14 protein-coding genes are annotated in these 18,416 nt (G+C 61.6%); 9 read left to right on the plus strand and 5 right to left on the minus strand.

What is annotated here, in order from left to right:
- Window positions 1-84 precede the first annotated feature (84 nt).
- The gene (locus ACRESH_RS09090; RefSeq protein ID WP_431741673.1) at window positions 85-660 is read left to right on the plus strand and encodes a PadR family transcriptional regulator; all 576 of its coding nucleotides are present in this window, start codon (window positions 85-87) and stop codon (window positions 658-660) included.
- Window positions 657-1,427: a siderophore-interacting protein gene (locus tag ACRESH_RS09095; RefSeq protein ID WP_431741674.1), complete on the plus strand. Its 771-nt coding sequence runs from the start codon at window positions 657-659 to the stop codon at window positions 1,425-1,427. The genes ACRESH_RS09090 and ACRESH_RS09095 overlap by 4 nt, the downstream gene beginning before the upstream one ends.
- Window positions 1,428-1,436: 9 nt before the next feature.
- On the opposite strand, the gene ACRESH_RS09100 is transcribed toward ACRESH_RS09095, so the two are convergent.
- The gene (locus tag ACRESH_RS09100; RefSeq protein WP_431741696.1) at window positions 1,437-2,090 is read right to left on the minus strand and encodes a Pr6Pr family membrane protein; all 654 of its coding nucleotides are present in this window, start codon (window positions 2,088-2,090) and stop codon (window positions 1,437-1,439) included.
- A 4-nt stretch (window positions 2,091-2,094) separates the two neighbouring features.
- Complete coding sequence (locus ACRESH_RS09105; RefSeq protein WP_431741675.1) at window positions 2,095-2,316, minus strand: VF530 family DNA-binding protein; 222 nt, start codon at window positions 2,314-2,316, stop codon at window positions 2,095-2,097.
- A 198-nt stretch (window positions 2,317-2,514) separates the two neighbouring features.
- Between ACRESH_RS09105 and ACRESH_RS09110 the strand changes: the two genes are divergently transcribed.
- From ACRESH_RS09110 to cmoB, 7 genes are all read left to right on the plus strand, one after another.
- On the plus strand, window positions 2,515-4,569 hold the full coding sequence (locus tag ACRESH_RS09110) for a TonB-dependent receptor (RefSeq protein WP_431741676.1): 2,055 nt from the start codon (window positions 2,515-2,517) through the stop codon (window positions 4,567-4,569).
- Between the two features lie 269 nt (window positions 4,570-4,838).
- Window positions 4,839-6,197, plus strand: coding sequence for a carbohydrate porin (locus tag ACRESH_RS09115; protein ID WP_431741677.1), 1,359 nt, complete (start codon window positions 4,839-4,841; stop codon window positions 6,195-6,197).
- Window positions 6,198-6,227: 30 nt separating this feature from the next.
- Window positions 6,228-8,636, plus strand: coding sequence for a glucose/quinate/shikimate family membrane-bound PQQ-dependent dehydrogenase (locus tag ACRESH_RS09120; protein ID WP_431741678.1), 2,409 nt, complete (start codon window positions 6,228-6,230; stop codon window positions 8,634-8,636).
- A gap of 115 nt (window positions 8,637-8,751) precedes the next feature.
- Entirely contained in the window at window positions 8,752-11,172 is a 2,421-nt protein-coding gene (lon, locus tag ACRESH_RS09125) for an endopeptidase La (protein WP_431741679.1), read from the plus strand.
- Between the two features lie 95 nt (window positions 11,173-11,267).
- Window positions 11,268-11,660, plus strand: a complete 393-nt coding sequence (locus ACRESH_RS09130; RefSeq protein WP_431741680.1) for a protease inhibitor I42 family protein — start codon at window positions 11,268-11,270, stop codon at window positions 11,658-11,660.
- Window positions 11,661-11,746: 86 nt separating this feature from the next.
- Window positions 11,747-12,490, plus strand: a complete 744-nt coding sequence (cmoA, locus tag ACRESH_RS09135; protein ID WP_431741681.1) for a carboxy-S-adenosyl-L-methionine synthase CmoA — start codon at window positions 11,747-11,749, stop codon at window positions 12,488-12,490.
- Window positions 12,487-13,443: a tRNA 5-methoxyuridine(34)/uridine 5-oxyacetic acid(34) synthase CmoB gene (gene cmoB, locus ACRESH_RS09140; protein WP_431741682.1), complete on the plus strand. Its 957-nt coding sequence runs from the start codon at window positions 12,487-12,489 to the stop codon at window positions 13,441-13,443. The genes cmoA and cmoB overlap by 4 nt, the downstream gene beginning before the upstream one ends.
- A gap of 71 nt (window positions 13,444-13,514) precedes the next feature.
- Here the strand turns inward: cmoB and ACRESH_RS09145 are convergent, their stop codons facing one another.
- The 3 genes from ACRESH_RS09145 to ACRESH_RS09155 form a co-directional block, all read right to left on the minus strand.
- On the minus strand, window positions 13,515-13,721 hold the full coding sequence (locus tag ACRESH_RS09145) for a hypothetical protein (protein WP_431741683.1): 207 nt from the start codon (window positions 13,719-13,721) through the stop codon (window positions 13,515-13,517).
- A gap of 98 nt (window positions 13,722-13,819) precedes the next feature.
- Window positions 13,820-15,142, minus strand: a complete 1,323-nt coding sequence (locus tag ACRESH_RS09150) for an OprD family porin (protein WP_431741684.1) — start codon at window positions 15,140-15,142, stop codon at window positions 13,820-13,822.
- Between the two features lie 101 nt (window positions 15,143-15,243).
- A complete protein-coding gene (locus ACRESH_RS09155) occupies window positions 15,244-18,405 on the minus strand; it encodes a CusA/CzcA family heavy metal efflux RND transporter (RefSeq protein WP_431741685.1) in 3,162 nt (1,053 codons plus the stop codon).
- Window positions 18,406-18,416: the final 11 nt, after the last annotated feature.

Raw genomic sequence — 18,416 nt, forward strand, 5'->3', positions numbered from 1 at the left:
GAGAAATACTCTCAATCTCATACTTGCTTTAAGATATATCTTGAGTAATATCTAAAGATACATCTAACGCAAACGGAGCCCTCCATGCGTGAACATCATCCTCACCGTGAACATGGCGAACGCCATGACGGTTTCGAACGTCGCCACAGCCACAGCCGCGAGCGTGGCGACCGCGGCCCACGGGTCTTCGCCCCTGGCGATCTGAAATTGCTGCTGTTATCGATGCTGGCCGAGCAGCCCTGCCACGGCTATGACCTGATTCGCCAGATCGAAAGCCTGTTTGGCGGCAACTACAGCCCAAGCCCAGGCGTTATCTACCCAACCCTGACCTTCCTTGAAGAAAGCGAGCTGATCGTCGGCCAGACCCATGGCAGCAAGAAGCGCTACAGCGTCACCCCTGCCGGCCTTGATTCCCTGGCCGAGCAATCGATCGCCCTGGACGGTGTGCGCATGCGTATCGAAGTCAGTAAACGTTCGCTGTGCGGGCACGACCGGCCCCAGGAGATCCACGAAGCGGTGCACAACCTGCGGCATGCCCTGCAGATGCACAGTGGCCGCTGGAACCCGGAAGAAATCGAGCGGGTACGAACCCTGCTCAACAACACCGCCAAAGCCATCGTCGCAGGGCCCACTGCGACCGTTACGGAGGACCCGGAATGAGTGTCAGCGAAAACAGCGCGATTCATCGCGTCAACCATGAGATCAAACACCGTCGCCTGGACGTACTGCGGGTCACCGAGCTGACCCCGCGCATGCGCCGCATCACCTTGGGCGGACCACAGTTGCAAGGTTTCACCAGCGTCGGCAGCGACGATCACGTCAAATTGATGTTCGCCTGTTCGCAAGAGGAACAAGCTGCCCTGGACAACCTCGACTTCAGTCGCGAAGGCCTGCGCCCGACCATGCGCGAATACACCCCGCGGCGTATCGACCTGGCAGCCGGTGAACTGGATATTGACTTTGTCCTGCACGGCGACGGTCCTGCCTCAACCTGGGCTGCCCAGGCCGAGGTCGGACAGGTGCTGAACATTGCCGGACCGCGCAGTTCAATGGTGGTGCCGAATATCTTCGACAGCTATCTGCTGATCGGTGACGAAACGGCGATCCCGGCCATTGCCCGACGCCTGGAAGAACTGCCATCCACGCGCAAAGTGCTGGCGGTCATCGAGATCGAAGATGCGCAGGAACAACAGGTCCTGGAAAGTCAGGCGCAGCTGCAAGTGATCTGGGTACAGCGCCAGCAGCAAGATCTGCTGAAGGTGGTGAAGGATCTGGCCCTGCCTGAAGGTCAGCTCTATACCTGGGTTGCCCTGGAGAAAGCATTGACGCGCAAGACCAAGCGTCTGCTGATTGACGAAAAGGGCGTCAAGGAAGACCTGATCAAGGCCGCCGCCTACTGGCGTCTCGACCCGCACGACGACGAGTAACAGGCACCATCAGGGTTGCGTCCTGGCCTTGGCCAGGCGCCCGCCCTGCCAATGATCCAAACCCAGTATCAGCAGGCTGATGGCAATGAAGCCGATCAGGATCGCCAGGGCATTGAGCAGTACCTGCCCATAGCCAAGGCTTGCGACATCGATGAACGGATAGGGATAAACCCCTATCGACTGCCCGCGCAGCAGCGCATAGGCAAAATACCCCAACGGATACAGCAGCCAGGCGCACACGTGCTTGAGCCGCAGGCTGCCTTTTTCCACGCAGCACAACCAATAGGTGACGAACAGCAATGGCATGACATCATGCAGCAGTTCATCGGCCAACCACTGCCAACCTTGCGGGTGCCACAGATGGCGCAATAACAGGCTGTAGGCCAGCCCGACCAACACGATACTGGCGGCCACAGCCGAGCTGACCGAAGGGGCGAGAAACAAACGCCGTGCAGCGCCCGGCCTGCCGAAGGCCGCCTGACTCAGCACCACTGCCACCAGGGTATTGGTCAATACCGTGAAGTAACTGAAAAAAGTCACCAGACCGCCGATCAAGCTGGCCTGTTCCTGCCAGCGCGCCAATAGCACCAGGTACAGCTGGATCGCCAGAGCGCTCCAACCCAGGCAGGCTGCCAGGCCGATCACGGCCTCGCGGCGGGTCATGGGGTTAGCGGCCACGTTGCAGCTTCAGGTACAGCCGCTCGACTTTCTCCCGGGCCCAAGGCGTGCGGCGCAGGAAGGCCAGACTCGACTTGATGCTCGGATCGCTCTTGAAGCAGCGGATATCAATGCGCTCGGCCAGCCCTTGCCATTGGTAGTGCGCCACCAGCGCGGTGAGGATCTGCTCCAGGGTCACGCCATGCAGCGGATTGGGGTTGGCGGTGGTCATGCCTGTGCTCCAGCGAATCAAAAGTGCGCACCTTAGCCCAGGGGCGGGCTGCAAGTCTTCAGACTTTTCATATTCAAGGTGCTGCCAACAGACATTCTAGTGGGTGCAAAGGCTCTAGCCAGCGCGTGGGCGTTTAATTATTAATAGTAATGTTATATTGTATCAACAATATAACACAGCCTAGGAACCCCGCTACCCATGCGTCGCTTACCCCTTCGACTCTCCCCTCTCGCCGCCGCCGTATGGCTCGCTTCGCCGCTGAGCCAGGCCGTGGAGTTGCAGCCCCAAGTCATCACCGCCAACCCGCTGGGCAACAGCGAACTGGCCGCGCCCACCACCGTGCTCGAAGGTGACAACCTGGCCCTGCAGCAAAAAGGCAGCCTCGGTCAGACCCTGAACAACCAGCCCGGCGTCGCCGCGACCTGGTTCGGCCCCGGTGCCAGCCGTCCGGTGATTCGTGGTCTGGACGGCGATCGCATTCGCATTCTGCGCAATGGCGTCGGCGCCCTGGACGCATCTTCGCTGTCCTATGATCACGCCGTACCGCTGGACCCGGCCACCGTAGAACGCATCGAAATCGTCCGCGGCCCGGCCGCCCTGCTCTATGGTGGCAACGCCATCGGTGGGGTGGTCAACAGTTTCGACAACCGCATTCCCACCGCCCCTATCGACGGCATTCATGGCGCGGGCGAGTTGCGCTATGGCGGCGCCGACACCACGCGCAGCAGCGCCGGCAAGCTGGAAGCCGGTGACGGCCGCTTTGCCTTGCACCTGGATGCCAACAGCCGGCAGTTCAACGACCTGCGCATCCCCGGCTACGCCCGCAGTTCCAAGGTCCGCGACGCCGGCGATCCGGGCAGCCGCCATAAACTGGATAACAGCGACGGTCGCCAGGACGGCGGCGCCATCGGCGGTTCTTACCATTGGGATCACGGCTATACCGGCCTGTCCTACAGCCGCTACGACTCGAACTATGGTTCCGTAGCCGAACCCGGCGTGCGCCTGGACATGCAACAGGATCACTACGGTTTCGCCTCCGAGCTGCGCGACCTTGAGGGTCCCTTCAGTTCGCTGAAGTTCGACGTCGGCTACACCGATTACCAGCACCGCGAACTGGAAGGTGGTGAAGTGCACACCACCTTCAAGAACAAAGGTTACGAAGCGCGGGTCGAAGCCCGGCATCAGCCATGGGGGCCGGTCGAAGGGGTGATCGGCGCCCAGGTCAGCCGCAACGAATTTTCCGCCCTCGGTGAAGAAGCCTTCGTCCCGCAAAGCGATACCAATAGCCTGGCGCTGTTCATGCTCGAACAATGGCAAGCCAGCGAACGCCTCAACCTGAACCTGGGCGGGCGCCTGGAACACACCCGGATCGATCCCGACAGCCAGGGCAGTGAGCGCTTCGCCCATGCCGACAGCGCCAGCAGCTTTACCGCCGCCAGCCTGTCATCGGGTGCTGTGTATGAGCTGACACCGATCTGGTCCCTGGCCGCAACCCTGGGCTACACCGAACGCGCACCGACCTTCTACGAGCTGTATGCCAATGGCGCCCACGTCGCCACCGGCACCTTTGAGGTCGGCGATCCAGGCCTGAGCAAGGAGAAAGCAATTTCCAGCGACCTGGCCCTGCGCTTCGACAACGGCGTGCACAAAGGTAGCGTCGGCGTGTTCTACAGTCATTTCCGCAACTACATCGGTCTGCTGGCCAGCGGTAACATGCGCGAAGGCCATGACCACGATCATGACCATGGCGATGAAGACCACGATCACGACCATGACCACGCCGGTGACGTGCCCGAGTACCTGTACAAAGGTGTGCGTGCCCGCTTTTATGGCATCGAGGCCCAGGAGCGCTGGCAACTGGCGCAGAACCACTTGGGCAGCTTTGCCCTGGAACTGTCCGGCGACTACACTCGGGCCAAGAACCTGGACAACGGGGAAGACCTGCCACGCATTGCCCCGCTGCGCCTGAACAGTGGCCTGCTGTGGGAACTGGATCGCTGGCAGGCACGGGTCGACGTGCAACATGCCAGCGACCAACAGCGCAAACCGGACAATGAAACCAGTACCGATGGCTACACCACCCTCGGCGCCAGCCTCGGTTATCGCTTCGACATCGGCCAGAGCCAGTGGCTGGCCTTTGTTCGCGGTGAAAACCTCACCGACCAGACCGTGCGCTATGCCAGTTCCATTCTGCGTGACATCGCGCCGGCGCCTGGACGGAGTGTCGAAGTAGGCTTGCGTACCAGCTTCTGATCCCTGATACAGGAGCGGGCTTGCCCCACAATTACGTGTTGTCAGCCACATCGCATTGCGCGGCAAGCTCGCTCCCACCCTGCCGGACTATTACCGATCCAACAACGGTCCCTCTCGTTGAATTAACTTTTTTTCTTACAAATTCAGCTATATCCTCTCCGCCGCAAGCTGAATCGCTTCAGTTAACCACCCAGCAGCTTTATCGCCGACGATCACCAGGACCCGGCGCACTTTACGTACTTTCAACAATCAAAAGATAGCGCTATCTCATGCCTCAGATTGATCGTTTCCGCCTTTTCCCCGCCACCCGGACGCTGCTTTCGGGTCTGGCCTTCGCCAGCCTGGCCCCCTATGCCCAGGCCACCGCGATGCTCGCCAACGACTCGCCATGGATGCTCGGCGATTGGAGCGGCACCCGCACGGAGCTGGCTGAACGCGGCTACGACTTCAGCCTCGACTACACCGGCGAGATGGGTGCCAACCTGCACGGCGGCTACGACGACGACAAAACCGCGCGCTACAGCGATCAGTTCGCCCTCGGCACCCACCTGGATCTGCAGAAGATCCTCGGCTGGCACGACGCCGAGTTCCAGTTGACCGTCACCGAGCGCCACGGCAACAACATCAGCAACGACCGCATCAACGACCCACGGGTCGGCGGCTTCACTTCGGCCCAGGAAGTCTGGGGCCGCGGCCAGACCTGGCGCCTGACCCAAATGTGGATCAAGCAGAAGTACTTCGACGGTGCCCTGGATGTGAAATTCGGCCGTTTCGGTCAGGGCGAAGACTTCAACAGCTTCCCTTGCGACTTCCAGAACCTGGCCTTCTGCGGCTCGCAGGTGGGCAACTGGGTCGGCGACATCTGGTACAACTGGCCGGTCAGCCAATGGGCCCTGCGGGTCAAGTACAACCTCACGCCCAAGCTGTACGCGCAGATCGGCGCCTACGAGCAAAACCCTTCCAACCTGGACCGCGGCAACGGCTTCAAGCTCAGCGGCAGCGGCAGCCAGGGTGCGGTAATACCGGTCGAACTGGTGTGGAGCCCGGCGGTCAATGGCCTGCCAGGGGAATATCGCGCTGGTTACTACTACAGTAATGCCAAGGCAGCCGATGTCTACAAGGACAGCAACGACCAGGCGGCAGCGCTGAGCGGCCAGGCTTACCGCAGCAGTTCGAGCAAGCACGGCTTCTGGCTCGGTGCCCAGCAGCAGCTGACGTCGCAGGCTGCAGACCACTCCCGTGGCCTGAGCGTGTTCGCCAACGCCACGTTGCACGACAAGAAGACCAATGCCATCGACAACTATGTTCAGGCAGGTGTGGTGTACAAGGGCCCGTTCGATGCTCGCGCCAAGGACGACATCGGCTTCGCCCTGGCCCGCGTGCACGTCAACCCTGCCTACCGCAAGAACACCAAAGCGCTCAATCAAGCCAACGGCGTCAGCGACTACAACGATCCCCTGTTCCGTCCGATCCAGGACACCGAGTACAGCGCCGAGCTGTACTACGGCATTCACCTGGCCGACTGGCTGACCGTGCGCCCGAACTTGCAATACATCCGCCACCCCGGTGGCGTGAGCCGGGTCGACGACGCGCTGATCGGCGGGATCAAGATTCAAAGCCATTTTTAATCGCCCTTTTCACCTACCGGAGAACACACGATGAGCACAGAAGGTGCCTTGAGTAGAACCCGCTGGCTGCCGCGCCTGGTTGGCGTGCTGTTGCTGCTGATGGGCCTGGCCCTGCTGGCGGGCGGCATCAAGCTGAGCCAGCTCGGCGGCTCGCTGTATTACCTGATCGCCGGTATCGGCTTCGCCCTGTCCGGCATCCTCCTGTTGGCCCTGCGCCGCCACGCCCTGGGCCTGTACGGCGTGATGCTGCTCGGCAGCACCCTGTGGGCGCTGTGGGAAGTGGGCCTTGACTGGTGGCAACTGGTGCCGCGTCTGGCCCTGTGGTTCGCCCTGGGCGTAGTCCTGCTGCTGCCATGGGCGCGGCGTCCGCTGCTCGGCAATCCGTCGAAGATCAACCTGGCGCTGCTGAGCGTGGCTGTGGGCCTGTCCGGCGCCATCGCCGTGGCCAGCCAGTTCACTCATCCCGGTGAAATCAAGGGCAAGCTGGGCCGCGACAGCACCGGACTGAGCAGCACCGCGCCGCAGATCCCCGATGGCGAATGGCAGGCCTACGGCCGCACCGAGTTCGGCGACCGCTATTCGCCGCTGCGCCAGATCACCCCGGACAACGTGCACAAGCTGCAGGAAGCCTGGCGTATCCGTACCGGTGACCTGCCAACCGACGACGACCCGGTGGAGCTGACCAACCAGAACACCCCGCTCAAAGTCAACGGCATGCTCTACGCCTGCACCGCCCACAGCAAGGTGCTGGCTCTGGACCCGGACACCGGTGCCGAGATCTGGCGCTACGACCCGCAGATCAAGAGCCCGGTAGGTTTCAAGGGTTTCGCCCACATGACCTGCCGCGGTGTCTCGTATTACGACGAGAACAACTACATCAGTGTTGACGGCAGCCCGGCGCCGAAGATCTCCGACGCCGGCCAGGTTGTGGCCCGCGCCTGTCCGCGCCGCCTCTACCTGCCCACCGCCGACGCCCGCCTGATTGCCCTGAACGCCGACACCGGCAAGGTCTGCGAAGGCTTCGGCAACCAGGGTGTGATTGACCTGACCACGGGTATTGGCCCGTTCACCGCCGGCGGTTACTACTCCACCTCGCCTGCGGCGATCACCCGTGAACTGGTGATCATCGGCGGCCATGTGACCGACAACGAGTCGACCAATGAGCCGTCCGGGGTAATTCGTGCCTATGACGTTCACGATGGCCGCCTGGTGTGGAACTGGGACAGCAACACCCCGGATGACACCGCACCCTTGGCCCCAGGCAAGACCTACAGCCGCAACTCGGCGAACATGTGGTCGCTGGCCAGTGTCGACGAGAAACTGGGCATGGTCTTTCTGCCCCTGGGCAACCAGACGCCTGACCAGTGGGGCGCCGACCGCACCCCAGGCGCCGAGAAGTTCAGCGCCGGCATCGTCGCCCTGAACCTGGCTAACGGCAAGGTACGCTGGAACTACCAGTTCACCCACCACGACCTGTGGGACATGGACGTCGGCAGCCAGCCAACCCTGCTGGACCTGAAGACTGCCGATGGCGTCAAGCCTGCGCTGATCGCCCCGACCAAACAGGGCAGCCTGTATGTGCTGGACCGTCGTGACGGTACCCCGATCGTGCCAATCCACGAGATACCGGCTCCGCAAGGTGCGGTCGAAGGCGACCATACCGCCCCGACCCAAGCCCGCTCGGACCTCAACCTGCTTGGCCCGGACCTGACCGAACAAGCCATGTGGGGCGCCAGCCCGTTCGACCAGATGCTCTGCCGCATCCAGTTCCGTGAGCTGCGCTACGAAGGCCAGTACACCCCACCGTCGCTCCAGGGCAGCCTGGTGTATCCAGGCAACGTGGGAGTGTTCAACTGGGGCAGCGTCTCGGTCGATCCGGTGCGCCAACTGCTGTTCACCTCGCCAAACTACATGGCCTTTGTCTCGAAGATGGTGCCGCGGGAACAAGTCGCCGCCGGCAGCAAGCGCGAGAGCGAGACCAGCGGCGTGCAGCCGAACACCGGCGCCCCGTACGCAGTGATCATGCACCCGTTCATGTCGCCCCTGGGCGTGCCTTGCCAGGCACCGGCCTGGGGCTATGTGGCCGGTATCGACCTGACTACCAACCAAGTGGTGTGGAAGCACAAGAACGGCACCAGCCGTGACAGCTCGCCGATCCCGATTGGCCTGCCGATTGGTGTACCAAGCATGGGTGGCTCGATCGTCACTGCAGGCGGCCTGGGCTTCTTGAGCGGCACCCTGGACCAGTACCTGCGCGCCTACGATAGCAACACCGGCAAGGAACTGTGGAAATCACGCCTGCCCGCTGGCGGCCAGGCTACACCGATGACCTACACCGGCAAGGATGGCAAGCAGTACGTGCTGGTGACTGCCGGTGGTCACGGTTCGCTGGGGACCAAGATGGGCGATTACGTAATCGCTTACAAATTGGCTGAGTAGGCTTTAGCTGCAAGTTGCAAGCTGCAAGCACCGCGATCCCTACTTGCGGCTTGTAGCTTGAAGCTTGGTGCTTAAGTCCCCATCTAAGCACCATAGCCATTTACGCAGGTGCCCCATGAGCGATCAGCAGGATCTACCCGAACATCCCGAGGAACACGCCGAAGTCGAGCATCCTGAAGCCTCCCGACACACCGGCCACAACCTCGCCCTGCCCGGTCAGCAACTGCCGGAAAGGGTCTATGTGATCCCGATCCACAACCGCCCGTTCTTCCCGGCGCAAGTACTGCCGGTCATCGTCAATGAAGAACCCTGGGCCGAAACCCTGGACCTGGTGGCCAAAACCCCGCACCACTCCCTGGCACTGTTCTTCATGGACACCCCGCCAGAAGATCACCGGCATTTCGACACCTCGGCGCTGCCGCTGTACGGCACCCTGGTCAAGGTTCACCACGCCAGCCGCGAGAACGGCAAGCTGCAGTTCGTCGCCCAGGGCCTGACCCGGGTACGCATCCGCACCTGGCTCAAGCACCATCGTCCACCCTACCTGGTCGAGGTCGAATACCCGCATCAGCCGAATGAGCCAACCGACGAGGTCAAGGCCTACGGCATGGCCCTGATCAACGCAATCAAAGAACTTCTGCCACTCAACCCGCTGTACAGCGAAGAGCTGAAGAACTACCTCAACCGCTTCAGCCCCAACGATCCGTCGCCACTGACGGACTTCGCCGCCGCGCTGACGTCGGCCACCGGTAACCAGCTGCAGGAAGTGCTCGACTGCGTACCCATGCTCAAGCGCATGGAAAAGGTCCTGCCGATGCTGCGCAAGGAGGTCGAGGTCGCTCACCTGCAGAACGAGATCTCCGCCGAAGTGAACCGGCAGATCGGCGAGCATCAACGCGAATTCTTCCTCAAGGAACAGCTCAAGGTCATCCAGCAGGAGCTGGGCCTGACCAAAGACGACCGCAGTGCCGACCTGGAGCAGTTCGAACAGCGCCTGCAGGGCAAGACATTGCCGGCAGCCACGAAAAAACGCATCGACGAAGAGATGGGCAAGCTGTCGATCCTTGAGACCGGCTCCCCCGAGTACGCTGTCACCCGCAATTACCTGGACTGGGCCACCGCTCTGCCCTGGGGCATGTACGGCAAGGACAAACTCGACCTCAAACACGCGCGCAAAGTCCTCGACCAGCACCATGCCGGGCTCGACGATATCAAGGAGCGGATCCTCGAATTCCTCGCCATTGGCGCCTGGAAAGGTGAAATCAGCGGTTCCATCGTCCTGCTGGTAGGCCCGCCCGGTGTCGGCAAAACCAGCATCGGCAAATCCATCGCCCAATCCCTGGGCCGACCGTTCTATCGTTTCAGCGTCGGCGGCATGCGCGACGAGGCTGAGATCAAGGGCCATCGGCGCACCTACATCGGTGCCCAGCCGGGCAAGCTGGTGCAAGCGCTCAAGGACGTCGAGGTGATGAACCCGGTAATCATGCTCGATGAGATCGACAAGATGGGCCAGAGCTACCAGGGCGATCCCGCCTCGGCACTGCTGGAAACCCTCGATCCCGAGCAGAACGTCGACTTCCTCGATCATTACCTGGACCTGCGCCTGGACCTGTCCAAGGTGCTGTTCGTGTGCACCGCCAACACCCTGGACTCGATCCCCGGGCCATTGCTCGACCGCATGGAAGTGATTCGCCTGTCCGGCTACATCACCGAAGAAAAGCTCGCCATTGCCAAGCGCCACCTGTGGCCCAAGCAGCTGGATAAGGCCGGTGTGAGCAAGGGCAGCCTGAGCATCAGTGACAGCGCGCTGCGCATCGTCATCGAAGGCTATGCCCGCGAGGCGGGTGTGCGCCAGCTGGAGAAACAGCTGGGTAAGCTTGTGCGCAAGGCGGTGATGCAACTGCTGGACAATCCCCAGGCGAAGATCAAGATCGGCCCCAAGGACCTGGAAGCCTCCCTGGGCATGCCGGTGTTTCGTAGCGAGCAGGTATTGTCGGGTAAAGGCGTGATCACCGGCCTTGCCTGGACCAGCATGGGAGGGGCTACCCTGCCGATCGAGGCGACCCGCATCCACACCCTCAACCGCGGCTTCAAGCTGACCGGCCAACTGGGCGATGTCATGAAGGAGTCGGCGGAAATCGCCTACAGCTATGTCAGCGCCAACCTCAAGAAGTACGGCGGTGAACCGGCCTACTTCAACGAAGCCTACATTCACCTGCATGTACCCGAAGGCGCCACGCCCAAGGACGGCCCCAGTGCAGGCGTGACCATGGCCAGCGCCCTGCTGTCCCTGGCCCGTGACCAGGCGCCGAAAAAGGGCGTGGCCATGACTGGCGAGCTGACCTTGACCGGGCAAGTCCTGCCCATTGGTGGGGTACGTGAGAAGGTGATTGCGGCGCGGCGGCAGAAGATCTTCGAATTGATCCTGCCGGAAGCCAACCGCGGTGATTTCGAAGAACTGCCTGATTACCTCAAGGAAGGTCTGAGCGTGCACTTCGCCAAGCGCTTCAGCGATGTGGCCAAGGTGCTGTTCTGAGGCCCTGAAAAGTATCGCGGGACAAGTCGACGCCTCGGCTTGCTCCGCGAGCATCTTCGGTTATGCTGCGCCTTCGTCGTCCATCCGGAGCCAACATGACTGCCATTCGCCTGCTCGCTCCCCTGAGCCTTGCCCTGCTCACCGCCTGCGTCCAGCAGCCACGCCACAACGTCGAGCTGGAAAAGCAGGCCGATTGCCCGGTACAACTGCAAACCGGCCAGCACCTGATCCTGACCCTGCCCAGCAACCCCAGCACCGGCTACCGCTGGCTGCTGCACAACCCCGCCAGCGGAATCCTGCGCAGCCTCGGCCCCGAGGTCTACAGCCATCCGGAAGATGCCGGCGTCGTAGGCAGCGCCGGTCAATCGGTATGGCGCTTCCAGGCCCAGGCCGCAGGCGAGGGACATTTGCTGCTGGTCTACCAACAACCCTGGGCTCCGGAAGTGCGTCCGGTGCAGACCTTTGACTGCGCTATCAGCGTGAAGTGACGGCGCTGGTCAGCCAGGCCATGCATCTGGCGGCCAGTTTGGCTAAAATGCCCGCTTTTTTACCGCCCAACGCCTGGATTGCCCCCGTGAGCAAAGAACCCGACCGCCTATTCGCCCAGCCGCTTGGCCAGGTGCCCGACTTCGCCTTCAACGAAGACGTGGTGCGGGTGTTCCCGGACATGATCAAGCGCTCAGTGCCGGGTTACCCGACCATTGTCGAGAACCTCGGCGTACTGGCAGCCCAATTCGCCCAGCCGAACACCGCACTGTATGACCTGGGCTGCTCGCTGGGCGCCGTGACCCAGGCGCTGCGTCGGCATGTACGCAGCGACGGTTGCCGGGTTATCGCGGTAGACAATTCCGCGGCCATGGTCGAACGATGCCGGCAATACCTCAACGCCCAGGATTCGATGTTCCAGGAGCTGCTGCCGGTGGAGGTGATCGAGGGCGACATCCTCGCACTTCAATTCCAGCCAGCCTCGGTGGTGGCAATGAACTTCACGCTGCAGTTCATCGCCCCCGAACAGCGCCAGGAACTGCTTGCGCGCATCCGCACGTCGCTGTTGCCGGGCGGCGCACTGATCCTCTCGGAAAAGTTGCGCTTCAACGACCCGCAAGAACACGCCCTGCTCACCGACCTGCATGTCGCCTTCAAACGCGCCAATGGCTACAGCGAACTGGAGATCGCCCAGAAGCGCAGCGCCATCGAGAACGTGATGAAACCCGACAGCCTTGAAGAACACCGCGAGCGCCTGCTCGCAGCCGGTTTCTCCAAGGTCGTGCCCTGGTTCCAATGCCTTAACTTTGCCTCGTTGATTGCCCTGCCATGATTGATCTTTCCCCTCTGGTCCGCCGTCTGGCGGGCACCCCCCTGGCGCAATGGTCACAAGGCCTGCAAGCGCAACTCGACGCCAAGATGGAGAAAGGCCACGGCGACCTGGAGCGCTGGCAGAATGCCCTGGACGCACTGCCGACACTGGTGCCGAGCCAGATCGACCTGGTCAACGGCCTGAACCTTGATTGCCACTGCGACCCGGCCACCCGCGAACGCATGCGCCAGGCCCTGATGGGCTTGTCGCCCTGGCGCAAGGGTCCGTTCGACCTGTTCGGCGTGCACGTCGATACCGAGTGGCGCTCGGACTGGAAATGGTCGCGGGTCGCCCCGCACCTGGATCTCAAGGGCAAACGCATTCTCGATGTCGGCTGCGGCAACGGCTACTACCAGTGGCGCATGCTCGGAGCCGGTGCCGACAGCGTGATCGGCGTCGACCCTAACTGGCTGTTCTTCTGCCAGTTCCAGGCCGTTCAACGCTACCTGCCAGAACTACCTGCCTGGCACCTGCCCTTCGCCCTGGAAGACCTGCCGGCCAACCTCGAAGGCTTCGACACGGTGTTCTCCATGGGCGTGTTCTACCACCGCCGCTCACCTATCGAGCACTTGCTGGCGCTCAAGGACTGCCTGGTCAAGGGCGGCGAACTGGTGCTGGAAACACTGGTGATCGAGGGCAACGAACATCAGGTGCTGGTGCCCGAAGATCGCTACGCGCAGATGCGTAATGTCTGGTTCCTGCCTTCGGTGCCGGCCCTGGAGCGCTGGCTGCGCCGCGCAGGCTTCAGTGATGTGCGCTGTGTCGATGTCAGTGTCACCAGCATCGAGGAGCAACGCAGCACCGAGTGGATGCGCTACCAGTCGCTCAGCGACTTCCTCGACCCGGCCGACCACAGCCGCACCATCGAAGGCCTGCCTGCGCCACGTCGCGCGGTATTGGTTGCACGCAAATAAAAATGGCGCCCGTGTGGGCGCCAAAAATTCACCTTTTCCAAAGGAGCGGGGAGCTTCCAAGGTGAATGGAGCTACTCTTCGACCACCTGCTGCTGAGCATTTTTGCGCTTCTGCGCGTCGGACGTGGCAAGCGCCTGATCCTTCTTGCCGTGGATCTGCTCCTGGCTCAGGCGAAAGTTCTCCCAGAACTGTTTCGAACGTTCCGCGCCGCCTTCGGCCAGCGCGGCACCACTACCCAGGGCCAGAACGCCCATCAGCGCATACTTGATCAGGCTCATGTTGCTCACCTCGTGATTGAATTTCAGTACAGTTCAATCTTACGAAGGGCAAGCTAACGACAAGGTGAGCCGGACATTACAGTGTTGCAAGAAAGGCCCTACAACAGACTCAGTGGGTACTCTACGATCAGGCGCACCTCGTCCAGGTCTGACTCGAACGCCGTGGCTCGGGTCGTGGCCTGACGCATGCGCAGTGACAAGTCTTTGAACGTGCCCGACTGCACGACATACTTCGCTTCGATATCCCGCTCCCAGCGCTTCTGCTCCGTCAATGGATTACCCTCGGCGTCACGCCGCATATACACCCCGTTGGCATCGGAGTAGTCGATGTCACTGCCACGGCCGTATCGCGTCATGAAGCTCAACCCGGGTACGCCGTAGCTGGCCATGTCGAGGTCGTAGCGCAGCATCCACGAACGCTCCTTGGGTGAGTTGAAGTCGCTGTACTGGATCGAGTTATCCAGGTAGATCGAGTCGGCCTGACGCAAGTAGTCGAAGTCGTTGTCGCCCTGGTTGCGCTGATGGGACAGCGCCAGGGTATGGGCGCCATAGCTGAAGCCGACCCGCGCACTCCAGATGTCGTTGTCGAAGCTGCCGAGCAATTGCTGGCCCTGGTCCTTGGCCTTGTAGTAATTGAAACCGGTAAAAACGCTGAGCTGCTCAGAGATCGGGTACTGATAGCTGACGCCAGCGTAGTACTGGTCCCAGGCATCCTTCAGGCGACTGCTGTAGAGACTCAGGCTGAGGTTGTCTGTGGCCTGGTAGTCGCCGCCGAAGTAGCCCAGCCAGGGCGAGTCGACAGGGCCGGCATAAAAGGTCTCGAAGCCGTCACGGTTGTTGCTCGAGAGCGGCTGGCTCATGGCATGCAGGCGTCCACCCTGCAAGGTGAGGTTTTCCAGGGTGGTGTTTTCCAGGGTCCAGCCGGTGAAACTCTCCGGCAGCAAGCGCGAGTCGCCAAAGTGCACCACCGGCGTGGTCGGGAACACATCGCCGACTTTAATTTCAGTGTCGAACAGGCGCGCTTTGAGTGCGCCGCCCAGCTTGCTGAAATTGTTCGCCGTGTCACCGTTGTTATCGACTGGCAACATGTCGAATGAGCTGCGCCCGCCACTGCGGCCATCGCCACTGTCGAGCTTGAGCGCCAGCATGGCATGGGCGTCCAGACCAAAGCCAACTGTGCCCTGGGTGTAGCCCGATTCGAATCGGGCGATAAAAGCCTGGGCCCAGGCCTCGGCATAACCGGCCTTGCCGGTAGGTGATTCGCCGCCCTTGCGATAGTCGCGATTGAAATAGAAATTGCGACTGAGCACCGTGAGGCTACTGTCCTCGACAAAGCCCTGGGCCTGAACGGATGCATTGCTGACTGAGCAACTGGCCAGGGCCAGAACGCCGGTAACACAGGCTGTGGTTTTATTCCCCATCTTCAACTCCTGATTATTCGCCGTAATACGCACGACGGCCGCTGATGCGGCCGCCGTGGTTATCCTGACAAGGGCTGAATAACTCGAAGATGAGCGTGAAATTACAGTTTCGTCACTTCACCGGCGCCTTCCTCTTCGTCCTTGCGGTGGGCCCGGTAGTACAACGCCGGCAGCACCAGCAGAGTCAACGCGGTGGATGACAAAATCCCACCGATCACCACAGTCGCCAGCGGTCGCTGCACCTCGGCGCCAGTGCCGGTGGCCAGGGCCATGGGAATAAAACCCAGGGAGGCCACCAGCGCGGTCATCAGCACAGGTCGCAGACGGGTCAGCGCCCCTTCGTCGATAGCCTCGCGCAGTGTCCGCCCTTGCTCGCGCAAGCCGCGGATAAAAGCAATCATCACCAGGCCGTTGAGCACCGCTACACCGGACAAGGCAATGAACCCCACCCCGGCCGAGATCGACAGCGGAATATCCCGCAACCACAGCGCCACCACGCCACCGGTCAGGGCAAAGGGAATGCCGGTGAACACCAGCAAGCCGTCCTTGAGGTTGTTGAACATCATGAACAGCAGGCCGAACACCAGCAGCAAGGCGACCGGAACCACCACCTGAAGGCGTTGTGCTGCCGACTGCAACTGCTCGAACTGCCCGCCCCAGCGAATCCAATAGCCCGCCGGGATACTGACCTGGCTGTCGATGCGCTCGCCGGCTTCCTCGACAAAGGAGCCGATATCACGACCCCGCACATTGGCACTGACCACCACCAGCCGCTTGCCGTCCTCGCGACTGATCTGGTTGGGCCCCTGGACAAGCTGCAGGCTGGCGACATCGGCCAGGGTGATAAAGCCGATCTGGCCATTGCCGGCAGTACCCGCCGGCACCGGGATCAGCAACTGTGACAGTCCGTCGATGTCGGTTCGCAGGTTGTCGGACAGACGCACCACCATGTCAAATCGGCGGTCGCCCTGGTACAAGGTACCTGCCTGTCGACCGCCAACGGCCACGGCGATAGTGTCTTGCACATCACCGACATTGAGCCCATAACGCGCAGCCTTGTCGCGGTCGACCTCAATGGTCAGTACCGGCAATCCCGAGGTCTGCTCGACCTTGACCTCCGACGCCCCCGGCACCGCCTGCAACGTCGCCGCGATCTGCCCCGCAGTACGATTGAGCTGATCCATATCGTCGCCGAAGACCTTCACTGCGACATCACTGCGCACCCCGGAAATCAGCTCGTTGAAACGCAACTGGATCGGTTGCGACAACTCGTAGTTGCTGCCCGGCACCCGCGCACTGGCGCGCTGGATATCGGCGATCAACTGCTCCCGCGACTTGTTCGGGTCCGGCCACTGCTCCTGCGGCTTGAGCATCACATAGCTATCGGAAATGTTCGGTGGCATCGGGTCCGAGGCGATTTCGGCCGTGCCGGTACGCGCAAACACCCGCTCGACCTCCGGCACCTGGCTCAGCACGCTCTGCTCCAGCTTCTGCTGCAAGGCCACTGACTGGCTCAGGCTGGTGCCGGGCACCCGCAACGCCTGCAGGGCGAAGTCACCTTCACTCAAGCTCGGCACGAACTCACTGCCCATGCGACTGGCCAACACACCGGACAACAGCACCATCACCGCGGCCAGACTGAACGCCAGCGGCCGATGGCCCATGACCCACTGCAACAGCGGTGCGTAGCCACGCTTGGCGCTACGCATCAGCAGATTCTCGTCCTCCTTGACCTTGCCGGTGACAAACAGGGCAATCGCCGCTGGTACGAAGGTCACCGACAACAGCATGGCACCGAGCAAGGCAATCACCACGGTGAACGCCATGGGGTGGAACATCTTGCCCTCGACGCCGCTCAAGGCAAAGATCGGCAAGTACACCACCATGATGATCAACTGCCCATAGATCAGCGGCCGACGCGCTTCGCGGGCAGCATTGAAGACTTCATGGAAGCGTTCGGAGCGGGTCAGCAAGCGGCCATGATGCTGCTGAGCGTGGGCCAGGCGGCGGATCGCATTCTCGACGATCACTACTGCGCCATCGACGATGATGCCGAAGTCCAGCGCGCCGAGGCTCATCAGATTGGCACTGACCTTGTTGCTGAACATGCCAGTGAAGGTGAACAGCATCGACAGCGGAATGATCATCGCCGTGATCAACGCAGCACGGATGTTGCCGAGGAACAGGAACAGAATCACGATCACCAGGATCGCGCCTTCGATCAGGTTCTTCTTCACCGTAGCAATGGCTTTATCGACCAGATTGGTGCGGTCATAGACCGTTACCGCGCTGACACCCGCAGGCAGCGAGCGGTTGATTTCCACCAGTTTCTGCGCCACTGCCTGGGACACCGTGCGGCTGTTCTCGCCAATCAGCATGAACACTGTGCCCAGCACCACTTCCCGGCCGTTCTCGGTGGCCGCACCGCTGCGCAGCTCTTTACCGATACCGACTTCAGCGACATTGCGCACGCGGATGGGCGTGCCGTCGATGTTGGCCAGGACAATATTGGCGATATCCTCGATCCCGGCCAGTTGCCCCGGCGCGCGGATCAGCAACTGCTCGCCTCGACGCTCAATGTAGCCAGCACCGACGTTGGCATTGTTGCGTTCCAGGGCGGTGAGCAGATCGCCCAAGGTCAGCTTGTAGGAAGCCAGGCGCTTGGGATCGGGGGCAATCTGGTACTCCTTGGCGAAGCCGCCAATGGTGTTGATCTCCGCTACACCACGTACATTGCGCAGTTGCGGCTTGATGATCCAGTCCTGGAGCTCGCGCAAGTCGGTGGGGGTATAAGGGCTACCGTCCTCCTTGCGCGCATCCTCGGCGGCCTCCACCGTCCACAGGAAAATCTCGCCCAGGCCGGTGGAGATCGGTCCCATCGCTGACTCGACGCCTTCTGGCAGTTGCTCGCGAGCTTGTTGCAAGCGCTCGTTGACCAGTTGCCGGGCGAAGAACAGGTCGGTGCCTTCCTCGAAGATCACCGTCACCTGCGACAGGCCCGAACGTGACAGCGAACGGGTCTGCTCAAGGCCTGGCAAGCCAGCCATGGCCGTCTCGATGGCGAAGGTGATGCGTTGCTCGGTTTCCAGCGGTGAGAAGCCCGCTGCCTGAGTATTGATCTGGACCTGGACGTTGGTAATGTCCGGGACGGCATCGATCGGCAGCTTCTGGTAGCTGGCCACACCCAGCCCGGCCATCAGCAGCACTGCCAGCAGCACCATCAGACGCTGCTCGATGGCAAATTGAATAAGGCGTTCGAACATAAGAGGTACTC

Origin of the sequence: Pseudomonas sp., assembly GCF_050739775.1 — a bacterium.
Classification (GTDB): domain Bacteria; phylum Pseudomonadota; class Gammaproteobacteria; order Pseudomonadales; family Pseudomonadaceae; genus Aquipseudomonas.

Excerpts from the sequence above, each read along its gene's own strand:
- ACRESH_RS09090 (WP_431741673.1), top strand. The coding sequence starts at position 85 with ATGCGTGAACATCATCCTCACCGTGAACATGGCGAACGCCATGACGGT.
- ACRESH_RS09095 (WP_431741674.1), top strand. The coding sequence starts at position 657 with ATGAGTGTCAGCGAAAACAGCGCGATTCATCGCGTCAACCATGAGATC.
- ACRESH_RS09100 (WP_431741696.1), bottom strand. The coding sequence starts at position 2,090 with ATGACCCGCCGCGAGGCCGTGATCGGCCTGGCAGCCTGCCTGGGTTGG.
- ACRESH_RS09105 (WP_431741675.1), bottom strand. The coding sequence starts at position 2,316 with ATGACCACCGCCAACCCCAATCCGCTGCATGGCGTGACCCTGGAGCAG.
- ACRESH_RS09110 (WP_431741676.1), top strand. The coding sequence starts at position 2,515 with ATGCGTCGCTTACCCCTTCGACTCTCCCCTCTCGCCGCCGCCGTATGG.
- ACRESH_RS09115 (WP_431741677.1), top strand. The coding sequence starts at position 4,839 with ATGCCTCAGATTGATCGTTTCCGCCTTTTCCCCGCCACCCGGACGCTG.
- ACRESH_RS09120 (WP_431741678.1), top strand. The coding sequence starts at position 6,228 with ATGAGCACAGAAGGTGCCTTGAGTAGAACCCGCTGGCTGCCGCGCCTG.
- lon (WP_431741679.1), top strand. The coding sequence starts at position 8,752 with ATGAGCGATCAGCAGGATCTACCCGAACATCCCGAGGAACACGCCGAA.
- ACRESH_RS09130 (WP_431741680.1), top strand. The coding sequence starts at position 11,268 with ATGACTGCCATTCGCCTGCTCGCTCCCCTGAGCCTTGCCCTGCTCACC.
- cmoB (WP_431741682.1), top strand. The coding sequence starts at position 12,487 with ATGATTGATCTTTCCCCTCTGGTCCGCCGTCTGGCGGGCACCCCCCTG.
- ACRESH_RS09145 (WP_431741683.1), bottom strand. The coding sequence starts at position 13,721 with ATGAGCCTGATCAAGTATGCGCTGATGGGCGTTCTGGCCCTGGGTAGT.
- ACRESH_RS09150 (WP_431741684.1), bottom strand. The coding sequence starts at position 15,142 with ATGGGGAATAAAACCACAGCCTGTGTTACCGGCGTTCTGGCCCTGGCC.
- ACRESH_RS09155 (WP_431741685.1), bottom strand. The coding sequence starts at position 18,405 with ATGTTCGAACGCCTTATTCAATTTGCCATCGAGCAGCGTCTGATGGTG.